Source organism: Pseudarthrobacter sp. PvP090 (assembly GCF_040547365.1).
In the GTDB taxonomy this organism is placed as follows: Bacteria; Actinomycetota; Actinomycetes; order Actinomycetales; family Micrococcaceae; genus Arthrobacter.
In genome coordinates this window covers 53348-76731 of record NZ_JBEPPO010000011.1, presented here as the reverse complement: position 1 = coordinate 76731, position 23384 = coordinate 53348, and the positions used below count along the sequence as shown (strand labels likewise).

The 23384-nt window shown below is 68.6% G+C and carries 23 protein-coding genes; 10 read left to right on the top strand and 13 right to left on the bottom strand.

Going from position 1 to position 23384, the window contains the following annotated elements; translation table 11 throughout:
* Nucleotides 1-173: 173 nt before the first annotated feature.
* Nucleotides 174-632 (bottom strand): DUF4307 domain-containing protein, encoded by a 459-nt coding sequence (locus ABIC21_RS13930; RefSeq protein WP_354350980.1) that lies wholly within the window; start codon nucleotides 630-632, stop codon nucleotides 174-176.
* Nucleotides 633-753: 121 nt separating this feature from the next.
* Here ABIC21_RS13930 and mca point away from each other — a divergent pair, with 121 nt between their 5' ends.
* The 3 genes from mca to ABIC21_RS13915 all read left to right on the top strand — a co-directional run bounded on the left by mca (nucleotide 754) and on the right by ABIC21_RS13915 (nucleotide 4414).
* Nucleotides 754-1659: a mycothiol conjugate amidase Mca gene (mca, locus tag ABIC21_RS13925; protein ID WP_354350979.1), complete on the top strand. Its 906-nt coding sequence runs from the start codon at nucleotides 754-756 to the stop codon at nucleotides 1657-1659.
* A gap of 111 nt (nucleotides 1660-1770) precedes the next feature.
* Nucleotides 1771-2124, top strand: a complete 354-nt coding sequence (locus tag ABIC21_RS13920; RefSeq protein ID WP_354350978.1) for a hypothetical protein — start codon at nucleotides 1771-1773, stop codon at nucleotides 2122-2124.
* A complete protein-coding gene (locus ABIC21_RS13915) occupies nucleotides 2102-4414 on the top strand; it encodes a thioredoxin domain-containing protein (RefSeq protein WP_354350977.1) in 2313 nt (770 codons plus the stop codon). Before ABIC21_RS13920 ends, ABIC21_RS13915 begins: the two co-directional genes overlap by 23 nt.
* A 42-nt stretch (nucleotides 4415-4456) precedes the next feature.
* Here ABIC21_RS13915 and ABIC21_RS13910 read toward each other — a convergent pair whose 3' ends face one another.
* Both ABIC21_RS13910 and trhA read right to left on the bottom strand, forming a co-directional pair.
* Nucleotides 4457-5110 carry a M15 family metallopeptidase gene (locus ABIC21_RS13910; protein WP_354350976.1) on the bottom strand — a complete coding sequence of 218 codons (654 nt, stop codon included), beginning with the start codon at nucleotides 5108-5110 and terminating at the stop codon, nucleotides 4457-4459.
* Between the two features lie 166 nt (nucleotides 5111-5276).
* Nucleotides 5277-5939 carry a PAQR family membrane homeostasis protein TrhA gene (trhA, locus tag ABIC21_RS13905; RefSeq protein WP_354351067.1) on the bottom strand — a complete coding sequence of 221 codons (663 nt, stop codon included), beginning with the start codon at nucleotides 5937-5939 and terminating at the stop codon, nucleotides 5277-5279.
* A gap of 211 nt (nucleotides 5940-6150) precedes the next feature.
* On the opposite strand from trhA, the gene ABIC21_RS13900 reads away from it, so the two are divergent.
* Together ABIC21_RS13900 and phoH2 are read left to right on the top strand one after the other, a co-directional pair.
* Nucleotides 6151-6912 (top strand): isoprenyl transferase, encoded by a 762-nt coding sequence (locus tag ABIC21_RS13900; protein ID WP_354351066.1) that lies wholly within the window; start codon nucleotides 6151-6153, stop codon nucleotides 6910-6912.
* A gap of 233 nt (nucleotides 6913-7145) precedes the next feature.
* Nucleotides 7146-8585 (top strand): RNA 5'-3' helicase PhoH2, encoded by a 1440-nt coding sequence (gene phoH2, locus ABIC21_RS13895; RefSeq protein WP_354350975.1) that lies wholly within the window; start codon nucleotides 7146-7148, stop codon nucleotides 8583-8585.
* A gap of 357 nt (nucleotides 8586-8942) precedes the next feature.
* Here phoH2 and ABIC21_RS13890 read toward each other — a convergent pair whose 3' ends face one another.
* Complete coding sequence (locus ABIC21_RS13890) at nucleotides 8943-9587, bottom strand: GNAT family N-acetyltransferase (RefSeq protein ID WP_354350974.1); 645 nt, start codon at nucleotides 9585-9587, stop codon at nucleotides 8943-8945.
* Nucleotides 9588-9635: 48 nt separating this feature from the next.
* Complete coding sequence (locus ABIC21_RS13885) at nucleotides 9636-10463, bottom strand: hypothetical protein (RefSeq protein WP_354350973.1); 828 nt, start codon at nucleotides 10461-10463, stop codon at nucleotides 9636-9638.
* 59 nt (nucleotides 10464-10522) lie between these two features.
* Here ABIC21_RS13885 and ABIC21_RS13880 point away from each other — a divergent pair, with 59 nt between their 5' ends.
* The 3 genes from ABIC21_RS13880 to ABIC21_RS13870 all read left to right on the top strand — a co-directional run bounded on the left by ABIC21_RS13880 (nucleotide 10523) and on the right by ABIC21_RS13870 (nucleotide 11902).
* Nucleotides 10523-11083 carry a prepilin peptidase gene (locus tag ABIC21_RS13880; RefSeq protein ID WP_354350972.1) on the top strand — a complete coding sequence of 187 codons (561 nt, stop codon included), beginning with the start codon at nucleotides 10523-10525 and terminating at the stop codon, nucleotides 11081-11083.
* Between the two features lie 150 nt (nucleotides 11084-11233).
* Nucleotides 11234-11539, top strand: a complete 306-nt coding sequence (locus ABIC21_RS13875) for a hypothetical protein (protein WP_354350971.1) — start codon at nucleotides 11234-11236, stop codon at nucleotides 11537-11539.
* Nucleotides 11540-11551: 12 nt separating this feature from the next.
* On the top strand, nucleotides 11552-11902 hold the full coding sequence (locus tag ABIC21_RS13870) for a hypothetical protein (protein ID WP_354350970.1): 351 nt from the start codon (nucleotides 11552-11554) through the stop codon (nucleotides 11900-11902).
* Between the two features lie 107 nt (nucleotides 11903-12009).
* Here ABIC21_RS13870 and ABIC21_RS13865 read toward each other — a convergent pair whose 3' ends face one another.
* The 3 genes from ABIC21_RS13865 to ABIC21_RS13855 all read right to left on the bottom strand — a co-directional run bounded on the left by ABIC21_RS13865 (nucleotide 12010) and on the right by ABIC21_RS13855 (nucleotide 14872).
* Nucleotides 12010-13446, bottom strand: a complete 1437-nt coding sequence (locus ABIC21_RS13865; protein WP_307459110.1) for a class II fumarate hydratase — start codon at nucleotides 13444-13446, stop codon at nucleotides 12010-12012.
* A gap of 73 nt (nucleotides 13447-13519) precedes the next feature.
* Nucleotides 13520-14134: a carbonic anhydrase gene (locus tag ABIC21_RS13860; protein WP_354350969.1), complete on the bottom strand. Its 615-nt coding sequence runs from the start codon at nucleotides 14132-14134 to the stop codon at nucleotides 13520-13522.
* Nucleotides 14135-14143: 9 nt separating this feature from the next.
* Entirely contained in the window at nucleotides 14144-14872 is a 729-nt protein-coding gene (locus ABIC21_RS13855) for a DUF4245 domain-containing protein (protein ID WP_502936002.1), read from the bottom strand.
* 224 nt (nucleotides 14873-15096) lie between these two features.
* Here ABIC21_RS13855 and glpX point away from each other — a divergent pair, with 224 nt between their 5' ends.
* Together glpX and galE are read left to right on the top strand one after the other, a co-directional pair.
* The gene (gene glpX, locus ABIC21_RS13850) at nucleotides 15097-16119 is read left to right on the top strand and encodes a class II fructose-bisphosphatase (protein ID WP_354351065.1); all 1023 of its coding nucleotides are present in this window, start codon (nucleotides 15097-15099) and stop codon (nucleotides 16117-16119) included.
* A gap of 103 nt (nucleotides 16120-16222) precedes the next feature.
* Nucleotides 16223-17197: a UDP-glucose 4-epimerase GalE gene (galE, locus tag ABIC21_RS13845; protein WP_354350967.1), complete on the top strand. Its 975-nt coding sequence runs from the start codon at nucleotides 16223-16225 to the stop codon at nucleotides 17195-17197.
* A 300-nt stretch (nucleotides 17198-17497) separates the two neighbouring features.
* On the opposite strand, the gene ABIC21_RS13840 is transcribed toward galE, so the two are convergent.
* The 5 genes from ABIC21_RS13840 to ABIC21_RS13820 form a co-directional block, all read right to left on the bottom strand.
* Entirely contained in the window at nucleotides 17498-18490 is a 993-nt protein-coding gene (locus tag ABIC21_RS13840; RefSeq protein WP_354350966.1) for a lipid II:glycine glycyltransferase FemX, read from the bottom strand.
* Between the two features lie 4 nt (nucleotides 18491-18494).
* The gene (gene manA, locus ABIC21_RS13835; protein ID WP_354350965.1) at nucleotides 18495-19787 is read right to left on the bottom strand and encodes a mannose-6-phosphate isomerase, class I; all 1293 of its coding nucleotides are present in this window, start codon (nucleotides 19785-19787) and stop codon (nucleotides 18495-18497) included.
* Nucleotides 19788-19842: 55 nt separating this feature from the next.
* The gene (locus ABIC21_RS13830) at nucleotides 19843-21474 is read right to left on the bottom strand and encodes an LCP family protein (RefSeq protein WP_354350964.1); all 1632 of its coding nucleotides are present in this window, start codon (nucleotides 21472-21474) and stop codon (nucleotides 19843-19845) included.
* Nucleotides 21475-21484: 10 nt separating this feature from the next.
* Nucleotides 21485-22009, bottom strand: coding sequence for a 5-(carboxyamino)imidazole ribonucleotide mutase (gene purE / locus ABIC21_RS13825; RefSeq protein ID WP_354351064.1), 525 nt, complete (start codon nucleotides 22007-22009; stop codon nucleotides 21485-21487).
* 86 nt (nucleotides 22010-22095) lie between these two features.
* Complete coding sequence (locus tag ABIC21_RS13820) at nucleotides 22096-23244, bottom strand: 5-(carboxyamino)imidazole ribonucleotide synthase (RefSeq protein WP_354351063.1); 1149 nt, start codon at nucleotides 23242-23244, stop codon at nucleotides 22096-22098.
* Nucleotides 23245-23384 lie beyond the last annotated feature (140 nt).

Below are 23384 nucleotides of genomic sequence, written 5' to 3'. Positions count from 1 at the left end.
TTTATGGTCAAACAAGCAAAGACCCCGCCACGGTGGCCACTTTTGGGACTCAGCAACCAGCTCAGCGGGGGAAAGGTATTGATCCATTGTAGTCAATCCTGTGGATAAACCAAAGAAGGCTGCGGTCTGGATCACACCACGGTGCCGCGTCCCTGCAACTCCCTGCCGCGGCGCTATCTGGCGGCGTCGGGGATCCAGCAGCTGTCCACGACTCCGGACACGGCCTGGGACTCGGTGCGCACCGTCGCACGGTGGGCCGTGGTGCGCCCGCCGTCCGAACCGGCGTCGGCGGCGTTGGGCGCGATGTCCAGGACTTTCCAGCCGACGACGGCGAACTTGGAATCCAGCGCCTTGACCGAACATTTCGCGGCGGTGGCAGGGTCTTTGGTGACCTGGAAATCGATCTCCGCCAGGGTGGCGTCCGGGGTGCTGTAGCCGATGTCCTTGAACGTGACGCTCTCCGTCGCGTTCGAGGTTGAGATCCACGCCATAAAGGCCATCCCGGCCACCAGGGCAAGGATGAGGATGGTGCGTTTGGCTTTGCCGCTCAGCGTCCGCTTTTGACCGCCGTAACGATTGGCTAGGCTGGGAGATGCCGGCGCGGGCGCGGCAGGCTGATCCTTGGAAGTCACCAGTCCAGTTTAGTGTGGATCGGGACGGGTCGTTGCCGCGCCGCCGATCCCGACCGCCACGCCTGCCAAAAGTTCTGTACCTGTAGATGAAACCTGTAGATGAAAGAGGAGCCGTCCCACGATGACAGCGTCCACCAGCCCGTCAGCGCCGCTCCGGCTGTTGGCTGTCCATGCTCATCCCGACGACGAATCCAGCAAGGGCGCCGCCACGATGGCCATGTACGCCGCGGCCGGCGTCGACGTCCTGGTGGCCACCTGCACGGACGGTTCCCGCGGGGACATCCAGAACCCGGCAGTGGAGGGCGAACCGCACCCCAAACGCGACATGGCCGGCGCGCGCAGGCTGGAGATGGAGCACGCCGCCAAGGTCCTGGGCGTCCGCCAGCGCTGGCTGGGCTTCGTGGATTCGGGGCTGCCCGAAGGCGATCCGCTGCCGCCCCTGCCGGCAGGTTCCTTCGCCACGCTGCCGCTGGAGCGCGCGGCAGCCCCGCTGGTCCGGCTGGTCCGCGAGTTCAAGCCGCAGGTGATCCTGAGCTACGACGAGAACGGCGGGTATCCGCACCCGGACCACATCATGGCGCACCGCGTCGCCGTCGAGGCCTTCGAGGCCGCCGGGGACCCGGCCCGGTACCCCGGAACCGGCGAGGCCTGGGCACCGGGCAAGCTCTACTACGACCGTGCGTTCAGCCCCGAACGGTTCCGTGCCCTGCACTTTGCGCTGGAGGAATCGGGCCTCCGCTCGCCCTATGCCGAGCGGCTCGCTGCCTGGCTGGAAGCCGACGCCGAGGGCCACACCCCTCCGGCGCCGACCCACCCGACCACCACCCAGATCGAATGCGGGGACTTCTTCGAGGCCCGCGATGACGCACTGCGGGCACACCGCACCCAGGTGGACCCGGAGGGCTTCTTCTTCGCCGTCTCGCCGGCGATGCAGCGCCGCGTCTGGCCGTGGGAGGACTACTCCCTGATCCAGTCCAGGGTCCCGGCTGAACTGCCTGAAAAGGACTTCTTCGCCGGGCTAAGATAGACCCAACAGGCCATTTCTACGACGTGTAGAAGACGTTGTGGAAACAGTTCACCGCAGCTCCGCGGCCAGCCCCCGCCCGGCCGCCATCCAGCCCCATAGAAGGTCCCCACCATGCATTCCTTGCTCCTCGCCCTGGCAACCACCCCGGCGCCCACCCCCACGCCGTCGCTGCGCCCCGGACTGTCCCAGGACCAGGTGACGCCCGGGCTGCTGGGTTTCCTCCTGACCGCCTTCATCGTGGTGCTGACCGCGCTGCTGATTGTGGACATGGTCCGGCGCATCCGCCGCGTCCGCTACCGCGCCCAGGTGGAGGAGGAGCGCGCGGCTGCCGCCGAGGCGGCCTCCGTCGAGGGGGATGACAAGACGCCCGGGGCGGGGCCAGGGGACCCCGGGACCCAGGATCCTGCCGCACAGCCCGGCACCCGTCCGGAAGCCAACGGTGATGCAGGACCCGGAAGCCGCTGACCGCGGCACCCGTCCGACCTTCCCAGGGGCCGCCAACGCCCTGGGCGGAGAACCCTCTGCCTACCTCCGGCAGCATGCCGGCAACCCCGTGCACTGGCGGCCGTTCGGCGACGAGGCCTTTGCCTTCGCTGCAGCCCGCGACGTGCCGGTCTTCCTCTCGATCGGCTATGCGGCCTGCCACTGGTGCCACGTCATGGCCCGGGAATCTTTTGAAGACCCGGGCACCGCGGCCTTCCTGAACGCCAACTTCGTGGCCGTGAAGGTGGACCGGGAGGAGCGCCCCGACGTCGACTCCGTCTATATGGCCGCGACCCAGGCGATCAGCGGCGAGGGCGGCTGGCCCATGTCCGTGTTCCTGCTGCCCGACGGCCGGGCCTTTTATGCCGGGACTTACTATCCGCCCCGGCCGCTGCCCGGCAGGGCCTCCTTCCGCCAGGTGCTGGAGGCCGTGGCCGATGCCTGGCGGGAGCGCCGCGCCGCCGTGGAACACAACGCCGACACCCTGGCCCGCGGCCTCGCCGCCTCGCAGCCCGGCGCCGCCGTGCGGCTCGGCGGTGTGCCGGAGCCGCTCGATCCGACCCTGCCCGCGCAGGCCGTGCGGGCGCTGGCCGCCGACGAGGACCCGTCCGGCGGCGGTTTCGGCACGGCGCCGAAATTCCCGCCCTCGGCGGTCCTGGAGTTCCTGATCCGCCACGCCGCGTTTCCCCCGCGTAACACCGCCCCGGAGGACACCGCCCCGGAGAACATCGCCACGGTGGACACCGCGCCGCGGGGAGCCGGGGCCGACACCGCGGCGCTGGCCCGCGGCCTGGCGGGCCGGACGCTCGCCGCGATGTCCCGCTCGGCCCTGTTTGACCAGCTCGACGGCGGCTTTGCCCGCTACTCCGTGACCCGCGACTGGTCCGTGCCGCACTTTGAAAAAATGCTCTACGACAACGCCCAGCTGCTGCGCGTCTACGTCCACTGGGTCCGGCTCGGCGGAACGCCCGAGTACCCCGCCGCGGAGGCAGCCGGCGTCGCCGGACGCACGGCCGGCTGGCTGCTGGCCTCGCTGGGGCTCGGCACGGACGACACCGGCCACACGCCCCCTCCCGGAGCCGTGCACGGGCAGCTTCCCGAAGCCCTGGCCTCGTCCCTGGACGCGGACACCGTCGTGGACGGCGTCCACGCCGAGGGCGGCAGCTATCTGTGGACGCAGGCAGCGCTGGAAGCCGTCCTGGGCCCGGGCGACGGCGCCGCCGTCGCCCGGCTCATGAACGTCCACGCCCGCGGCACCGTCTCCGCGGACGGCTCCCCGCTGCACCCCGGCCGGGGGCTCAGTGCCGGGGAGACGGCATTGTGGGAGCGGGTGAGGCCGGTGCTGCTCACCGAGCGTTCCCGCCGGCCCCAGCCGGCCCGGGACGACAAGGTGGTGGCTGGCTGGAACGGGCTGGCCGTCGCGGCCCTGGCCGACGCCGGCGCGGTGCTGGAACAGCCCCGGCTGGTGGACGCAGCCGGGCGGATCGCGGCGTACCTCGAGCGGGTGCACTGGCGGCCGGGGGCCGAGGGTGAGCCGGGCACCCTCCGGAGGGTTTCCCATAACGGCGTCGCGCGGGGGATCGGCGGGCTGCTGGAGGATTACGCCTTTTGCGTCGAGGGCCTGATCGCGCTCTACGCGGTCACCGGCCGGACGCGCTGGTACCGGCTGGCGGACGGCATCCTGGCCGCAGCCTGTGCGCGGTTCACCACGGACGGCACGCTCAGGGATACCGCGGGGGAGTCGGACCAGGTCGCCCACGCCCAGGGCGGGCGCGCGCCGCTGGACCTGTTCGACGGTGCCACGCCGAGCGGCGCGGCCGCCTTCGCGGGCGCGCTGCTATCCTGCTCGGCGCTCTCCGGCTCCCGGGAACACCGCGCGCTCGCCGGCAACATCCTTTCGCTGCTGCCGCCGCTGGCGGCCCGCGCGCCAAGGGTGGCCGGCTGGCTGCTCGCCACGGCGCAGGCGGCGTTCGCCGGCCCGGTGGAGGCCGCCGTCGTCGGGCCGGACACGCCGGAGCGGGCGGCGCTGCACCGCGAGCTGCTGCTCTCGCCGAGCCCCGGGCTGGCGATCGCACTACAGGCAACCCCTGCAGGGGACAACGCCCTGCCGGACAACGACGAGGGCGACGACGCCGAGGTGCCCCTGCTGCGCGGGCGCGGGGCGGCCCCCGACGGGGCGCCGCAGGTCTACCTGTGCCGCGGGATGGTGTGCGGGCTTCCGGTGCGTTCTCCCGGCCAGTTGCGGGAGCGCCTGACAACCATGGCGGAATGACTTTTCACTGTTTCGGAAGCCCGCCACGGGGAAGAGAATCCACTATGGGAGATAGTCCGGGGCCGCTTCCAGATCGAAGAAAGCCTCAAGCGTGCCTTCGCTTGTCACAGCGTCGGCGATGTCCCGTCCCCCCACGTAGCGCAGATGCCATGGCTCGTAGGTGTAGCCGGTAGTGGCCTCGGCCCCGGCCGGATACCGGATGATGAATCCATGCTCCGCGGCGTGGTCAGCCGCCCACTTTCCCGCCGGCGTCGTTGCGAAGCAGGCCTGCAGGGCGCAGGTTCCGCTGGCATTTCCGATGTCCATCGCCAGGCCGGTCTGGTGTTCGCTGTAGCCGGGCCTGGCGGCGATGGCGTCCGCCGTCGCCTGTCCGTACTGGCGCACGTAGCTGTCATAGAGGCTGGCCTGCTGGCTGTATGAACGGTAGCCGCTGATCGGCATGATGTTCACGCCGGCCGCCTTGGCGGCTTTGGCCAGTTGCTTGTACGCGTCCGCGGCCTCGGCCCGCAACCGTTCCCCCTGGACCCTGACCAGCTGCCCCGGCACATAGGTGGCCGGGTTCAGCGGCCGGTGTTTGTTGACCACCACCTGCAGGCTGGAGGCGGAATCGATGTCGTAGGCCCCCGGGTCAACTGCCATCGCCGATGGTGCGATCATGCCGAGCGAAAGCACCAGCCCCGCCACAGCGGCTGTCATTCTGCTGATTCTGTTAAGCACGATCGCCTCCAAGAAGTGTCCGGACAGATGCGGGAACTCTAACGGCAGGCAGGGGCATAGTCGAGGGGTCACCGGCACACCCTGCGTGTCGAGGTCAGGCGTATCCACAGCGAAGACCCGGAGCGCGCCCCGGTCATCCGGGACCTCAGCTCAGGACGGCGATGGCAATCGCGATGTAGTGCGCGGCGAAGGCGAAGACCGTGAGGGCGTGGAACAACTCATGGAATCCGAAGTGTGAGTAACTGATGTTCGGCTTCTTCAGCGCGTAGAAGACGGCGCCGGTGATGTAGAGGGCACCCCCGACGCAGATCAGGACGGCGGAGGCGACATTGGCGGCAAAGAAATCCGGCAAATAGAATAGCGCGCCGCAGCCCAGGGCGATGTAGATCGGCACGTACAGCCAGCGCGGGGCGTCGGTCCACAGCAGCCGGAACAGCACCCCGAGGATGGCCCCGGACCAGATCACCCACAACAGCAGCTCGGCTTTGGGCCGGTCCAGGAGGGCCCAGGCCAGCGGCGTGTAGCTTCCGGCGATCACCAGCATGATGTTGGTGTGGTCCAGCCGCTTGAGCACGATCTTGACGCCCGGCGACCAGTTGCCCCGGTGGTAGATGGCGCTGATGCCGAAGAGCAGGACCCCGGTGAAGGCGTAGATGGCGCAGGCGATCTTCAGGTCCGGTGTCGGGGCGAGGATCACCAGCACCAGCCCGGCGGCCAGTGCCAGCGGGGCTGTCACGGTGTGGATCCACCCGCGCCATTTCGGCTTGATCATCAGGAGTTCCGCCAGCCGGATCGCTGCGTCGTCCATCGGACCGGTCTTACGGTCCGCAGGCTGCTCCGGCCGGGGCTCGGGGGTGTTGCTTTCCATGCCGCAATAATAACCTACGGTCCAGTAAGTTACCCGCGAGTAACAGTTTCTGCGGGGCAGAATCGTCACGCCACTGCACCCCGGCCCGTGCTCCGGCGGGTAGCCTAGGATGTGCACTGCAGTCGTACAAGGAAGCCAGGTGAATCTCCGGATGGAAATGCCCGGGTTCCTCTATGGCTTCTACGAGCGCAAACTCCAGCGGTCCCTGGACCCGGAACGCATCCCCCGGCACATCGGCGTCATGGTGGACGGCAACCGCCGCTGGGCCCGGCAGTTCAACGCCCCGACCAGCCAGGGGCACCAGGCCGGGGCCGACAAGATCCACGAGTTCCTCGGCTGGTGCCAGGAACTCGGCGTCAAAGTGGTTACCCTCTATATGCTCTCCACGGACAACATGAACCGCTCGGGCGAAGAGTTGGACCTGCTCATGGGGATCATCGCCAACACGCTGGACAGGCTGGACGAGGACGCCGAAATTTCCGTGCACGCCATGGGCGCCCCGGAACTGCTCCCTGATTACCTCGCCGCACGGCTCAACCGGCTCACGGCCCGCACGCCGGCGCGCGAGAAACTGCACGTCAACGTCGCTGTCGGATACGGCGGGCGCCGCGAAATCGTCGACGCCGTCCGCGAACTGTTGCACGACGCCGTCGCGCGCGGCACGGACGTCGGGAAACTGGCAGACGAGCTGAGCGTCGATGACATCTCGCGCTTCCTCTACACCCGCGGCCAGCCCGATCCGGACCTCGTGATCCGCACTTCGGGGGAACAGCGGCTCTCCGGTTTCCTGATGTGGCAAAGCGCCTACAGCGAGTTCTATTTCTGCGAAGCCCTGTGGCCCGCCTTCCGGAAAGTGGACTTCCTCCGGGCCCTCCGCGACTACGCCGGCAGGCAGCGCCGCTACGGTTCCTGAGACGTCATCCGGTGTTCACACGATGGCAACAAGAATCGCCGAAAGATTGGCGCTGAAACGTCGCACCCGGGACGTACGTTAATGCCATCAGCAGGCAAACCGCCGGCTGATCGGGGAGGCCAGTACATGGAGCGGAAGTTCGCACCGGGTGTAGGGGAGGCCGCGTCAGGCCTCTCGGCCGAGCCGCCTCACCAATAACAATTCCGGGCATGCGCCCCGGGGCTGGAGTCGATGTGGCTACTTCTGAACAACTGCCCGCCGTCGTGACCGACCAGGGACAGAAAGCTACCTCTCGCGCCAAGCGAGCCACCTCAAGGACCGGTGCAGGGATTGACGCTGCAGCCGGTCTTGCTGTTTCCGGGGAAGGGACAGCAAGCAAGGAACCGGCCCGGAGCTTCGTGATCGACACTTCGGTGCTGCTCTCGGACCCGCGGGCCCTGCTGCGCTTCGCGGAGCACGAAGTGATCCTGCCGATCGTCGTCATCACCGAGCTCGAAGGCAAGCGGCACGACCCCGAACTCGGCTATTTCGCCCGCAAGGCGCTCAGGCTCCTCGACGACCTGAGGGTTGAGCACAGCGGACTGGACCGCCCGATCCCGCTCGGCCGCGACGGCGGCACCCTCATGGTGGAGCTGAACCACATCTCCGCCGACGTGCTCCCCGCCGGCTTCCGCGGCGGGGACAACGACAGCCGCATCCTCGCCGTCGCCAAGAACCTCGCCAACGAGGGACGGGACGTCACGGTGGTCTCCAAGGACCTGCCGATGCGCGTCAAGGCCTCGGCCATGGGGCTGCAGGCCGACGAGTACCGCAACGAACTCGTCAAGGACTCGGGCTGGACCGGCGTCGCGGAAATCGACGCGAGCGAGCAGGACGTCTCAACCCTCTACGGCCACGAACCGGTCTTCATTCCGGAGGCGGCTGAGATGCCGACGAACACCGGCCTGGTGCTCCTGTCCCAGCGGGGATCCGCCCTGGGCCGGGTGGGCGCCGACAAGCAGGTCCGGCTCGTGAAGGGTGACCGCGACGTGTTCGGGCTGCACGGGCGCTCGGCCGAACAGCGGCTGGCGATCGACCTGCTGATGGACCCCTCCGTCGGAATCGTCTCCCTCGGCGGGCGGGCCGGCACGGGAAAGTCCGCGCTGGCCCTGTGCGCCGGCCTGGAGGCCGTACTGGAGCGCAGGGAGCACCGCAAGGTGATCGTCTTCCGGCCGCTCTACGCGGTGGGCGGGCAGGAGCTCGGCTACCTGCCCGGCTCCGAGGCGGAGAAAATGAACCCGTGGGCGCAGGCCGTCTTCGACACGCTCGGGGCCCTGGTCAGCCAGGAGGTCGTGGAGGAAGTCATGGACCGCGGCATGCTCGAGGTGATGCCGCTGACGCACATCCGGGGGCGCTCGCTGCATGACGCCTTCGTGATCGTGGACGAGGCCCAGTCGCTCGAGAAGAACGTGCTGCTCACCGTCATGAGCCGGATCGGGCAGAACTCCAAGATTGTCCTGACCCACGACGTCGCCCAGCGCGACAACCTCCGCGTCGGCCGGCACGACGGCGTCGCCGCCGTCGTCGAAACCCTCAAGGGCCATCCGCTCTTCGGCCACGTCACGCTCACCCGCTCGGAGCGCTCGCCGATCGCGGCCCTGGTGACGGATCTGCTCGAGGGGGCGGAGATCTAAGTCTCGGTCGCCTTTTCGAGGGGCCGTGGCCGGATTCGCCGGGCCACGGCCCTTCGCCGTCGTGTCGTGGTCGAGTTCGCCGGGCCACGGCCCCTCGCCGTCGTGTCGTGGTCGGGTTCGCCGGGCCACGGCCCCTCGCCGTCGTGTCGTGGTCGGGTTCGCCGGGCCACGGCCCTTCGCCGTCGCTTAGACACGGCCCTTGCGGCCCGCTTCGGTCGCTGGGCGACCTTCGGGGCCTCAAACGCCGCGATGCGCTCCTTTGCTAAGGACCGCGTTCCGGCGTGTGCGCCTGTCACCTTTCCGACAGGGGACTGCGGCCCGGTGCGCGGGTTGCCCTTCTCGGTTGAGTAGGGGCTGCTAGATCCCGAGGAATTTCGCAGTGGCGTCGTGGCCCGCCACCTGCAGTTGCCAGTCGGGGCGGTTGAAGGTTGCGGGGGTGAGCCGGACCTTCTGGGCTTCGTGGAGTTTGCCGCCCCAGTTGACGCGCGTGACGCCGTTGAGTTCATAGCCGAGGGAACGGGAGACGCCGAGGGACTGCCGGTTCCAGGCGGCGGCTTCGGATTCCGCGACCTCCGCGCCGAGCCAGTCGAAGGCGTAGAGGGCGACGGCAGCACGCATCTCCTTGCCGAGTCCCCGGCCGTGCACGCTCTGCCTGAGCCAGGAGCCCGTGCTGACCGTCCTGAGCGCGGCGAAGTCCTTGGCCTCGATGTCCTGGCAGCCGATGAACTCGCCCTCGTGCCAGATGCCCAGCAGGAGGGTCCATTCCTGTGGCGACATGGTGGCGCGGCACCGCCAGTACCACTGCGCCATGTTCGGTCCGAGTTCCTCGGCGGGGGCCTCCGCCCACGGCCTGCTGAAGGGGCTGCGGCCGGGTTCGTGGATCCCGCTCAGGGCCGCCTGCGCCGCCGCAGGGATCTCCTCGTCGCGGATGGGGCGCAGCACCAGGCGGGGCGTGGTCAGGGTGAGGCCAAAGGGCGGCCAGTAGCGGGCGAGCTCAGTCATCCGGGAAGCCTAGCGGCGGGGTGCGCGGTCAGCCAGCCACACGCGCCGTCAGCCCGCCGGGAGTTCCCAGCTGATGTGCCGGCGGACGTCCGTGAGGTTCATGGACTCGGCGAGGAACAGGTCATCCAGCATGTACTCGTCCACCCCCAGGATCCGGATCCAGTGCCCGTACGCTTCCGGCCCGGACCCCTCCTGGCCGCCCTCCAGCCAGCGGCTGGCGACGCAAACGCCCGTGCCGGCGTCGACCCTCACGAGAGTGCGGCCCGGGCGGCACAGCGGCGCGCCGGGGTGGCTGGGACGGTAGCCGGGGTTCGGGGTGACGGTGGCCTCCAGGGCGGGGCGGCCCTCGTGCAAGACTTCGGTGATGCTGCCCAGCTCCACGGCATTGGCGTTGGGGAATTCGAGCGGCACGGGGGCGTTGCCGGCCAGTTCCACCGGGTCCAGTGCGGCGGCGAAGCGGCCGTTGCCGAAGCCGGGCTCGCCGTAGGCTGCCTCGGGGCGGCGCCGGACCAGGCCGCGATCGTCGTAGACCGGGGTAACGAGGTGGGGCGGCAGCAGCCAGGTTTTCCTGGTGGAGCGGACGTAGAACACGTCGCGGGAATCATTGATGCCGGTGGTGCTTTGCAGCACCAGCCCGTCCACTGTCTCCAGCCGCAGGGCTCCCGGGCGGCGCAGCCACGCGCGGACCAGATCCGCAGGCGGCGCTGTTTCAGCGGCGCCGGGATCGACGGCGAGGGGCCGGTCCAGGTATTCAAACCGCAGCGACTGCCACTTCCACGGCGAGGAACGGCACAGGTGCCGGAAGGCGGCCGCCTGTCCCGTGGTGCCGCCGGGCACGCCCGGACTTCGCGCGTTCGAGTTGTCCCATGCCGCCATATCCACAGTTTACGCGTGGGCCCGGCCCAGGCCGCCGGAATTTCCAGTAGCATCCGAGGGTGATCCAACGACTCGACGGACTGGGCGAAGCAACCCCGCTGGCGTACTGGCTGGTGCTGCTGGCGTGCGTGTACCTGGCGGTCGTGGCCGTCCGGCTCACGGTCATCGACGTCCGGCACCATCTGCTGCCAGACCGGATCGTCTTTCCGGCCTACGCCGTCGCCGGGGTGCTGTTGCTCGGCGCGGTGGCGGTCCACGCAGTGTCGGGAGCCCCCGCCACCGTGGCCGTGCCCGACGGCGGGGCCGGGCTCTTCGGGGTGCCCGGACTGCGGGTGGTGGCCGGGGGAGCGGCGCTGTGGCTCTTCTACTTCCTGCTCCGGGCGGTCTATCCGCCGGGCATGGGCTTCGGCGACGTCAAGCTCGCCGGAGTGCTCGGCATGTACCTGGGGTTCCTCGGCTGGCCGCATGTGTTTGCCGCGACTTTCGCGGCCTTCCTTTTTGGCGGATTGTGGAGCCTGGCCCTGCTGGTTTCGCGGCAGGGCACGCTGAAATCGAGCATCCCGTTCGGGCCGTTCATGCTGGCCGGCACGGCCGCGGCCATGGTCCTCCTGCCGGCCTGACGGGTCCTCGGGGCGCCGTTGTAGGAGTCCAAATCCCGTGCGCCGACGTCGCTTTCGCGCTTTTTGTCGGTGCCCCGCCATAGCCTGCTTCTGTCCAGCCAAACGCTGGGAAGGTTGGTCCGGGCCCGCCCGGACCGGAAATGGGGAAGCATGACAGATTCAGCGCTGACGCACGTGTACGTCCTTCTGGACCGCTCCGGATCCATGAGTGCCATTGCCGACGACACCGTGGGCGGATTTGCCGCGTTCGTCCGGGAGCAGCAGTCGGTTCCGGGCCGCTGCCGGCTGTCCCTGGCGCAGTTCGACGACGTCTACGACCGGGTCTACGCCGCAGTGGACATCCGGGATGTCCCGCCGCTGGACCTGCAGCCGCGCGGCAGCACCGCCCTGCACGACGCCATGGTCCGGCTGATCGGAGAGGCCGGCGAGGATCTGGCCGCCCTCCCCGAAGAGTAGCGCCCGGGCACTGTGCTGGTGGCGGTCCTGACCGACGGCCACGAGAACGCCTCGAGGGAGGCGACCGGGCCCATGGTGAAAGCCCTCGTGGAGCGGCAGCAGAGCCAGTGGGGCTGGCAGTTCACGTACCTGGGCGCCAACCAGGACGCCGTGCTGACGGCGGAGGGGCTCGGCATCCGGGCCGAAGACGCGCTGACGTACGCGGCCGGCAATGTGGACGCGGCCTTTTCCGGGCAGTCGGCCAAGACCCGCAGGCTGCGGGAGGCCCGGCTGGCCGGTGCCAGCATGGCTGACGCCGCAGCCGCCGCGGCCTACACCGCCGAGGAGCGGCGGGCCGCCGGGGGAGGAGTTTTCCCGCGCTAGGCAGGTCGAAGCAGCGGACACAACGGCGGCCGGCGCCTTTCGTGAAAAAGGTGCCGGCCGCCGTCGGGGGCTGCCGCGGCCAGGGTGCCGGCCGCGGGGCCCGGGTGTCAGGCCTTGTGCGGCGGACGGGTCATGGACATAACGTCCAGGGCCGTGTCCAGCTGCTCCTCGGTCAGTTCGCCGCGTTCCAGGAAGCCCATCGCCACCACGGTTTCACGGATGGTGAGGCCCTCGGCCACGGCCTTCTTGGCGATCTTCGCGGCGTTCTCGTAGCCGATGAACTTGTTCAGCGGGGTGACGATCGACGGGGAAGCCTCGGCCAGGTAGCGGGCGCGCTCGACGTTCGCGGTGATGCCGTCGATCATCTTGTCGGCCATGACGCGGCTGGTGTTGGCCAGCAGGCGCACGGATTCGAGCAGGTTGGCGGCCATCACGGGGATGCCGACGTTGAGCTCGAAGGCGCCGTTGGTGCCGGACCAGGCGATGGCGGTGTCGTTGCCGATGACCTGGGCGCAGACCATGATGGAGGCCTCACAGATGACCGGGTTGACCTTGCCTGGCATGATCGAGGAGCCCGGCTGCAGGTCCGGGATCGCGATTTCGCCGAGGCCGGTGTTGGGGCCGGAGCCCATCCACCGCAGGTCGTTGTTGATCTTCATGAACGAGATCGCGATGTTGCGGAGCTGGCTCGAGGCCTCGATCAGGCCGTCACGGTTGGCCTGGGCCTCGAAGTGGTCGCGGGCCTCGGTCAGCGGCAGCCCGGTGTCGGCGGCGAGCAGTTCGATGACGCGCTCCGGGAAGCCGGCAGGGGTGTTGATGCCGGTGCCGACGGCGGTGCCGCCGAGCGGGACTTCAGCGACACGGGGAAGGGAGGCATTGATGCGCTCGACGCCGTAGCGGACCTGCGCGGCGTAGCCGCCGAACTCCTGGCCCAGGGTCACCGGGGTGGCATCCATCAGGTGGGTGCGGCCGGACTTCACAACGTCCTTGAATTCGACGGCCTTGCGCTCGAGGGACTCCGCGAGGTAGCCGAGCGCGGGGATCAGGTCGTTGATCAGCGCCGACGTGGCGGCCACGTGGACCGAGGTGGGGAAAACGTCGTTGGAGGACTGCGAGGCGTTGACGTGGTCATTGGGGTGGACCACCTTGTCGCTGCCGGCGGCCTTCAGTGCACGGGTGGCCAGTTCGGCAAGGACCTCGTTGGTGTTCATATTGGACGAGGTGCCCGAGCCGGTCTGGAAGACGTCGATCGGGAAGTCGCCGTCGTACTTTCCGGTGGCGACCTCATCGGCAGCGTCCGCGATCGCCTGGGCGAGCTCGCCGTCGAGCACTCCCAGTTCTGCGTTGGCCTGCGCTGCGGCCTTCTTCACCCGGGCGAGGGCTTCGATGTGGGCGCGTTCCAGGGTCTTGCCGGAGATGGGGAAGTTTTCGACGGCACGCTGCGTCTGGGCGCGGTACAGGGCGTTCACGGGGACCCGGACCTCGCCCATCGTGTCGTGTTCAATGCGGAACTCTTCGGTGTTCAACTCTTCTGTGGAAGTCATGGGGCTAGCTTATTGGGCGGAGGCGTCCCATCGAAAACCGTGAAGTGCTTGCTACCTGGCGGCCGCCGGGAACCTAGAGCTCGCCGATTCCGGAAACGAGGTCCGCCCTGCCGTCGGCGAGGCTGTAGGCGAGGCCGATCACCGCTGCCCGGCCGCCCCCGACTGCATCGGAAATCACCCGCGAGCTGTCCACGAGCCGCTGCGACGTCTGTTTGACGTTCTCCACCACCATGTCGTTGACGTCGTCCTGGTTGTTGCGCAACGAGGTCAAGACCGATGGGGTGATGCGCTCGACGAGGCTGCGCATAAAGCCCACCGGCATCTGCCCGGTCTCCACGGCATTCTTGGTGGCCGTGACCGCCCCGCAGCTGTCATGCCCAAGGACCACGATCAGCGGCACGCCGAGGACGCTGACGCTGTATTCGAGCGAGCCCAGGACGGCGTCGTCGATCACCTGGCCGGCGGTGCGGACCACGAAGGCGTCCCCGAGGCCCAGGTCGAAGATGATCTCAGCGGCCAGACGGGAGTCCGAGCAGCCGAAGATCACCGCGAACGGGTGCTGGTTCTCCACGAGGGAGGAGCGGCGGGACGCGTCCTGGTTGGGGTGGGACGATTTGCCGGAAACAAAACGCTCGTTGCCTTCGCGGAGACGGCGCCAGGCGAGGGCGGGGGTGAGATAGGTGGCCACGGAAGTACCTTACGGCGAAGGGACGGGGGAGGGCGAAACTGTTGCATCCGCGGTGCTCCCGGATGACGCGGTCCCGGCCGTGCCGGACTTGTCCTCCAGGTCCTTGACCACGGCCTCTGCCAGGACTGTGAATTCGTCCAGCTGGGCGGACCCGGTCAGGATCACCGTGGTGCCGGCGGCGTCGGCCAGGACCATGCTCTTCTCGCCCTTGCCGGTGTCGCGGAGCTCCCAGTCGCGTCCGCCGGCGTTGCGGGAGCCGGTCACGGGCGCGCTTTTTACCTGCTGCAGCAGCCAAGTGGGATTGGACTGCCGCGTCTGCACCATGCCGATGAAGGACTCCTTGGGGGTGAGGTAGCCGACCTCCCACGTCGGGACGCCGCTGCCCGTCCCGGATTCCCAGCGGGCGTAATTTGCGCGGAATGTGTCGCCGGTTTCGGGGGCGGCCGGTGTGAATCCCGCCACATCGGCAGCGTTCTGCGCCACGGCGCTGACATTGATGTCCGGCCGGTAGCCGTCGGTCTTGGGCGACGGGTTCATCAGGACGATCGGCAGGAAAGTGGCGATGCTCAGGGCCAGCGCAATGATCATGCCGATCACTGACGCGTTGGCGCGCTTCGCCGCTCCGGCGGTCAGTACGGGTTTGACGGGCGGCTGGCCGGCCGCGCCGGGTGCTTCCCGGCCGGCGGTGCCGGCGGGGGAATCGGGGGCTGCGGGGGGCGTTTCCTGCAATTCACTCACCCCTCTATAGTCGCCCATTCGGGGCCGATCTCACATTCGGCAGTCCCCGGCGGGCCCGGGGCGGGCTGTTCACGGAACGGTCAATCCAAGACGCAGCTTTCCACCGCGACTATGATCAGTATCAGACGAGATCACAAACAAAGAATCACCGTGACGGATCGATCCTGTCCGCACGGCTTCAATGATCGCCACTCGAAGAAGAGGTTCACGTGACACCACCGCCAATGACCCAGAAGTACTCCACGCTTTCCCCGTCCCTCGCCGTCGGCATCGACGAGCCGGACCGCAACCTTGCTCTGGAACTGGTCCGCGTCACCGAAGCCGCCGCCATCGCCGGTGGCCACTGGGTTGGTTTCGGGGACAAGAACAAGGCCGACGGCGCCGCCGTCGACGCCATGCGCTCGTTCCTGCAGACCGTCCACTTCAACGGTGTTGTTGTGATCGGCGAAGGTGAAAAAGACGAAGCCCCGATGCTCTTCAACGGAGAGCGTGTCGGTGACGGCACCGGCCCCGAGTGCGACGTCGCCGTCGACCCGATCGACGGAACCCGGCTGACCGCCCTGGGCATCAACAACGCCCTGGCCGTCCTCGCTGTTGCCGAGCGCGGCTCCATGTTCGACCCCTCCGCGGTGTTCTACATGGAAAAGCTCGTCACCGGTCCGGAAGCCGCCGACATGGTTGACCTTCGCCTGCCGGTCAAGCAGAACCTCCACCTGATCGCCAAAGCCAAGGGCGTCAAGGTCAACCAGCTCAACGTGATGATCCTTGACCGCGACCGGCACCGCCCGCTCGTTGAAGAGATCCGCGAGGCCGGTGCACGGACCAAGTTCATCATGGACGGCGACGTCGCCGGCGCCATCGCCGCAGCCCGCTCGGGCACCGGCGTCGACGCCCTGATGGGCATCGGCGGAACGCCGGAAGGCATCGTCACGGCCTGCGCCATCAAGTCCCTCGGCGGAGTGATCCAGGGCCGCCTGTGGCCCACCAGCGACGACGAAAAGCAGAAGGCCATCGACGCCGGCCACGATCTGGACCGGGTGCTGTCGACCAACGACCTCGTCTCCAGCGACAACTGCTACTTCGCCGCCACGGGCATCACCGACGGCGACCTGCTCAAGGGCGTGCGCTACTCCAAGGACAAGGTCCTCACCCAGTCCATCGTGATGCGCTCCAAGTCCGGGACCATCCGCTTTGTCGATGGCGAGCACCAGGCCAGCAAGTGGGAAGGCTACGCCCGCAAGGGTTAGCAGCTGCCCAAACCAGGACACCCGGATCCCGGGGCGCGTTTCGCGCCCCGGGATCCGCCGTTTCCAGGCGGCCCGGAGGCACGCCATTGGGTAGGGTGGAACCATGACATGGCTCGTAACAGGTGGCGCAGGATATATCGGTTCTCACGTGGTTTCCGCTTTGCGCGGGGCCGGGATGCAGGCGGTGGTGGTTGATTCGCTCTCCAGCGGGCACCGCGAGTTCGTCCCGGACGACGTTCCGTTCGTGCACGGCACCATCCTCGACTCGGAACTCGTGGCCCGCACCATGCTGGACCACCGCGTGACCGGAGTGATCCACCTCGCCGGCTTCAAATACGCCGGCGTGTCCGTCCAGGAGCCGCTGCTCACCTACGAGCAGAACGTCACCGGCACGGCGGAACTGCTGAAGGCCATGGAACTCGCCGAGGTGGACAAGCTGGTCTTCTCCTCCTCCGCCGCCACCTACGGCACCCCCACCGGCGACATCGTCACGGAAGACACCCCGACCCAGCCGGAATCCCCCTACGGCGAGAGCAAACTGATCGGCGAATGGCTGATCCGGGACCAGGGCAGGGCGCGGGGACTGAAGCACACCTCGCTGCGCTACTTCAACGTCGTCGGCTCCGGGTCACCCGAGCTCTACGACACGAGCCCGCACAACCTCTTCCCGATCGTGCTCCGCGCGCTGACTGCGGGGAAGACGCCGCGCATTAACGGCACTGACTACAACACCGCCGACGGCACCTGCGTGCGGGACTACGTGCATGTGGCCGACCTCGCGACCTCCCACGTCGCGGCAGCCCAGGCCCTCGCGGCCGGCAAGCCGCTGGAACGCGTCTACAACCTCGGGTCCGGCGACGGGCTCTCCGTCCGCCAGATCATGACGGCGATGGCCACGGTCACCGGAATCGACTTCGAGCCGGAGATCGGGCCCCGCCGTGCGGGGGACCCGGACAGGATCGTGGCTGACGGCTCCCTCGCCGCCCGTGACCTGGACTGGAAGATGCGGCACTCCGTCGAGGACATGGTCGCCAGTGCGTTCGAGGCGCAGAAGAAAGCTGCCTCCGCCGGACACTAGGCATCCCCAGGGGGACATGCCCAGTGCTGATGCCCAGGAGTGGACATAGTGGCACTATGTCCACCCGCGGATGCTGACGCGGGGCATGTCCAGTGGTCCGACCCCGAGTTGCAGTACCACCGCGGGACATGTCCAGTGAGCGTGCTCAGGGACGTGCTGCCACCGCGGGACATGTCCAGTGCTGAGGCCCAGGAATTGCGCTGCCGCCGCGGGACATGCCTAATGCTGATGCCGAGGAGTGGACATAGTGGGCATATGTCCACCCGCAGAGGCTCACGCGGGGCATGTCCTGTGGGGGAGCTAGCGGCGGAGTGCGCCGCGCAGCCGGACGGACAGCGTCCGGGCCGCTGCGATGCCGCTGCGGGCGGCCTGCGCACCCTTCCGCGCCAGCTGGTATCCGTTGTAGCGCACCGTCCGCACCGGCAGGTCCCAGGTTCCGGGGTATGCGACCTCTCGCCCGCCGAAGGATTTCTTGAACGAAGTGAACCCAGCCCACTTATGGTCGGGCTGGTCCGCGGGCGCCACACCCCAGAGGTCCACCTGTTTCAGGCCCTGGTCCTTGGCGTCCGCCATCAAGGTGACCAGCAGCGGAATCCCGGCGCTGAGCTTCCGGTGCGCGTCATCCAGCGCGGCGTGCGCATAGGTGCGGGTGTCCGCGGAGTCGTACGCAAGGGCGGCAGCGATCGGCTCGCCCTCAAGTTCGGCGATGAAGAGTGTCGCGGCGCCGGCCGGCATCAGTGAGCGGGCGACCTGGGTGAGATAGTCATCGCTCTGCGGCTTGAAACCATTGCGCGCCGCCGTCAGGTGCAGGAAGTCCAGGAGGACCGAAATCTCCTCCGGGTTCTGGCTGGAGCGGAACGTGACGCCCTTCTTGTGGATATTGCGGTACAGGTTGCGGTTCACCGGCTTCATGTCCGCCAGGACGTCCTTGAAGTCCCGGTCCACATCCACGATCCAGGTGAGATCCGGCTGCTGGTTCGCCGGGGCGGGGCGGAGGCCGCGCGTAGGCAGGACAGCACCGGCGTCGGCGGCCGTGAAGCCAGCGTCGACCGGTTCAATGCGGACAAACACGGCACCGCAGCTGCGGGCCAGCTCCGTCAGGGCCGCCAGGGCGGCGTCGAACGCGGCCAGGGAACCGGCCACCGGTCCGTACGGTGCGTAGAGCAGTTTCCCCGCCGGGTTGCTTTCCTCGATGGCCAGGAAGCTCCAGCCGGGGCCCGAGCGCTCATGCACGGTCCGCCCCAGGGCGCGTTGGAAGCGGGCCCACGCGGGGCTCTGCAGGAAGTGGTCCACGGGCTCAGGCTTTCAGGGCGGTGGTGACGGCAAAGGCCAGGGCGGTGCCGGTGGCACCGGCTGCGGCGTGTGCATTCACCGGCGCCTCGGCCGCGGGCAGGAAGGCGCTCGCGCCGCGCTCCAGCCGCAATTCACCCTTGGGGGAGTCCAGGAGCATGGATCCGGAGACGACGATGATGACGGCGGCTCCTGACTGCGCCAGCGGCACCGGCTCCGCGCCGGGCTGGAGCTCGACGCGCTGCAGCTGGAACTCCCGGAACGGCGGCCGGAAGACCTCCTGTCCGAGCATCGTCGTTTCGGGGCTGAGCATCGGCACACCGACGGCCTCAAACGAGACGGTGCGGAGCAGTTCCGGCACATCCACGAACTTCGGGGTCAGCCCGCCGCGGAGCACATTGTCCGAGGAAGCCATGACCTCGACGCCAAGACCGTGCAGGTAGGCGTGGACATTGCCGGCCGGCAGGTAGACAGCCTCGCCGGGCGCCAGCGAGATCCGGTTGAGCAGCAGCGAAATCAGCACCCCCGGATCTCCCGGGTACTGCGCATTGAGCGTGACGACAGTGGACAGCTCCGCCTGGTACGGCGCAGTCGGGGCGCCGGAGATCAGGGCTGTCACAATCGCCGCCGTCGCCTCCGCGACGTCCTTGCCGCCGGAGATCAGCCGCTCAAAGGCCGAGCGGAGGGCCGCGGGTTCTCCGGGCTGCGCCAGATCCTCCAGCAGCAGCGGAACGAGCGGCGGAAGTTCCAGGCCGGCCAGCTCAAAATCCGCCACCAGCAGCTGGAAAACGGCACGGGCCTCCGCCGCGGGCCGGAAGCCGCACAGCGCCTCGAACGGTGTCAGGGCGAGGATCATCTCCGGCTTGTGGTTGTCGTCCCTGTAATTGCGGCCCGCGGCCGCGCGGTCGATACCGGCGGCCTGCTCGCGGGCGAACCCCTCCCGGGCCTGCTCAAGGGTGGGGTGGACCTGGAGGGAGAGGGGGCTGTCGGCGGCCAGAACCTTGAGCAGGAACGGAAGCCGGGGGCCGAATTCGGCCACACTGTCGCTGCCCAGATGGTGCTCCGGATCTTCCGCGATCAGCGCATCCAGGGCCCGCCGTCCGCCGTCGTCCGCGGCCGCGGCATGGGCGCCGGCCGATCCGGCACCGGCCGGACTGAGTGCCACCGACGGGGAATCCGGGTGCGCGCCGATCCACAGCTCCGCCTCCGGGCCGCCGGAAGCGGCCCGGCCGAGGAGCCCGGCGATGGCTGTTCTGGAACCCCAGGCATACGGCCGGAGGACATTCTCGAGTTCGTACACTGCCGGGTGTCCCTATCTGTTACGGAAGGCTGCTGGGAAAGTCGGGTCGCTGGAATTACAGCGGCGCGCACTGGCCGTTCGTGGCCACCAGGTCGCGGATCGATTGTTCGTCGCCGTTGAGCTTGAACTGGTTGAGCATCTCGACGGTGATCGGCTCACCGTCCGGCGTGGTCGTCACCGGAGTGAAGTCCGACGACGGCGCAGGCTGGGTGCCGGGCAGCGCACCGGCAGCAGACAGCGGTCCGGGTGCCGGGTCGTGCTGACGGATGCCGTCGCCGGCCGGGCCCGCCTCGGGGGCGGGGCCAAGGAGGGCGTCGACCTTCTGGTGGATCTGGTCGAAGTCCGGGACCGTCGAGAAGGACGCGGCGAAGTCGGGCGGTCCGATGGTGAGCCTGCTCATTTCCTGGCCCTTGGCCTTCATCGCCAAGTCCACGAAGCTGCCAAGCTGGCTGGCGGAGACGTTGGAGTCCACCACCTTGGTGCCGGCGCTGGCGATGTCCTCGAACTTGGCCAGAAGCGTGGCCGGATCCAGCTGCTTCAGCATGGCCTGCTGGACGCACTGCTGACGCTGGATGCGGGCGTAGTCGTCGACGAACTCGCGCGAGCGGCCGTACCAGAGCGCGAGATAGCCGTTGAGGTGCTGATCTCCCGCGGCGATCCAACCCAGCGGCATGCCGTGGATGCCGTTGGCCTCATCCACCATGTCGCCGCTGAGCGGGACCCAGCCGCCGGCCTTGATCCGGATGCCGCCCATGGCATCAATGAGTTTGGCAAAGCCTTCCATGTCCACCAGCACATATGCCTGGACCTTGATGCCCAAGGTCCCGGACACGGCTTCCATCGTGGCCTGCGCGCCTGGGTCGGCGACGCCGGGGTACAGGTCCTGGTGTTCGTTGGTGACCTCGGTGTTGATGGCGTTGATGAGGCATTCATCGCCGCAGTCGTAGCCATCAGGGTAGATCGCGCGCATCGGGGAGTCTTCGCTGAATTGCGCGTTCTGCAGGTTGCGCGGGACCGAAATGATGGCAGTCTTGCCGGTCTTGGCATCTACGCTGATGACCGAGAGGCTGTCCGGCCGGCGGCCGGTCCGGTCCTCCCCGGCGTCGCCGCCCATCATGAGGAAGTTGTACCGGCCTTCCGAGGGCTCCATGGTCGGTCCGTTGGAGAAGATGCTGCCGATGGCGGCGCGGCTGACGTTGAGCAGGTAGGCGGCGTAGCCCAGAGAGCCGCTGCTGAGGATCATCGCCAGCACCAAGGCGACGACGACGCCGGTGCGCACGCCGGGCGCCAGCAGCGCGGGACGGATCAGCCGCAGGGTGTCGAGGAACAGCGCTGCCCAGCCGATGGCCAGCGCCGCCAGGCCGATGACCAGCAGCAATGAGGTGACAGGGTTGGTGACCAGGTTGATCAGCGTCGACCGGGATGCCATGAGGAGCGCCGCCGCGAGGATGGCCAGCACCCAGACGGCGAGCGTGACACGCAGGGCCCTCCGGCCCAGCTGCCGGTTGCCGGCGACAATCTGGGCGCTGCCGGGCACCAGCAGTGTCATCAGGACCAGCAGGAAGGCGCGCTTGGTCAGGACGGACGGGGCCGCTCCCGAGGGATACCGGACGGGGTCCGTGCGCGGCGCTGCGTCCGCGTCGTTCGACGGCGCCGGCTGGCGGGACGGGGCATAACTGTTGGTCATCTGGCGATCCCTAGCGGCTGCCCCGGGTGACGACGTTTGAGTCCGCGAAGACTTCACTCACCTTGTGCCGAAGGTTCGCGCCCTTGCGGGTGGCGACATCATTGAGCTCCTGGGCGAAGCTGAGCAGTTCGTCGCGGAGCTGGGCGGCGTACGGATCGGTGCCGGAGGCGAGCATGCGCACCGCGAGCAGGCCGGCGTTCCGGGCCCCGCCGATGGAGACGGTCGCGACCGGAACCCCCGCGGGCATCTGGACGATGGAGAGCAGGGAGTCCATGCCGTCGAGGGTCTTGAGCGGCACCGGGACGCCGATGACCGGCAGCGGCGTCACGGAAGCGAGCATGCCCGGCAGATGGGCAGCGCCGCCGGCGCCGGCAATGAGGACACGCAGCCCGCGCTCATGGGCTGTCTGGCCGTAACGGATCATTTCCAGCGGCATGCGGTGTGCGGAGACGACGTCGGCCTCAAAGGGGATTCCGAATTCGGCGAGGGCCTCGGCTGCGGCCTCCATCACGGGCCAGTCCGAGTCCGATCCCATAACGAGGCCGACGATCGGGGCATCGGCCCCGGCATCCGCCGCTGTCGGGAATGGGGCGGCCGTGGACGGGTCCGTGCTGCTGCTGCTCATGCGTTCTCCTCGTGTGCTCCCGTTGCGGTGCGCGACTGGGCCCTTCCGTTCCGGATGATGTTGGCGACCGTGGAGGCGCGTTCGCGCACCGAGTCGACGTCGGCCACGGAGCCGCCGACAAGGTTGACGTGGCCGATCTTCCGGCCCGGCCGGACCGCCTTGCCGTAGCAGTGGACCTTCGCGGCGGGTTCGCTGGCGAGGGCCGCGGGATAGGCGGAGAACAGATTCTGGTTCTCGCCGCCGAGGAAGTTCTTCATGACGACGACGGGACCGAGCAGGTCCGTGGCGCCGAGCGGCAAGTTGAGGATGGCGCGGAGATGCTGTTCGAACTGGCTCGTCACGGAGCCGTCCTGGGTCCAGTGGCCCGTGTTGTGCGGACGCATGGCGAGTTCGTTGATCAGGAACCCTGCTCCCACGCCGGGGGTCTCGAAGAGTTCCACGGCCATCACTCCCGTGACGCCGAGCTCGGTGGCGATCCGGAGCGCGGCGTTCTCGGCCGCGGCGGCCACCTCGAGCGGGATGTCCAGCGCCGGGGCGATGACCTCGTCGCAGACGCCGTCGACCTGGATCGTGTGCACCACGGGCCAGGCCCGCGCCTCGCCGTCGGGGGTCCGGGCCACCAGGGCGGAAAGTTCGCGGCTGAATTCGACCTTGGCTTCCGCGAGCAGCGGCGACATCGCTGCGAACCAGTCCGCGGTGTCCGCCGCGTCCGCCGCGGAGTCCACGATCCGGACACCCTTGCCGTCGTAGCCGCCGCGCGGGGTCTTCAGGACGACCGGCCAGCCGGTGTCCTCGCCGAACGCGACCAGGCCGGCGACGTCGTCGACGGCGGCCCAGCGCGGATTGGGCAGCTCCAGCCGGTCGATCGCCGCCCGCATGACGAGCTTGTCCTGGGCGTTGACCAGCGCATCCGGTCCGGGATGGACATTCACTCCGGCCCGCTGCAGGGAGCGGAGGTGTCCGGTGGGGACGTGCTCGTGGTCGAAGGTCAGCACGTCCAGGCCGCGGGAGAACTCGAGGAGATGGTCCAGGTCGGTGTAGTCACCGACCGGGGCATTGGCCACGGCTGAGACGGCGGAGACGTCCTCACCTTCGGCCAGGACGCGGAGCTCGAAGCCCAGGGCGGTGGCCGCGGGGGCCATCATTCGGGCGAGCTGGCCGCCGCCAACCACACCGATCACAGGAAAAGTCACAAGTCCCAGCCTACCGAAAACCTCGCCATATCCCGGCTTTTGCACGTTCCGGTGCGGGATTCCGGCGGCCACGGGCCCCTTTGTGGCAGCGT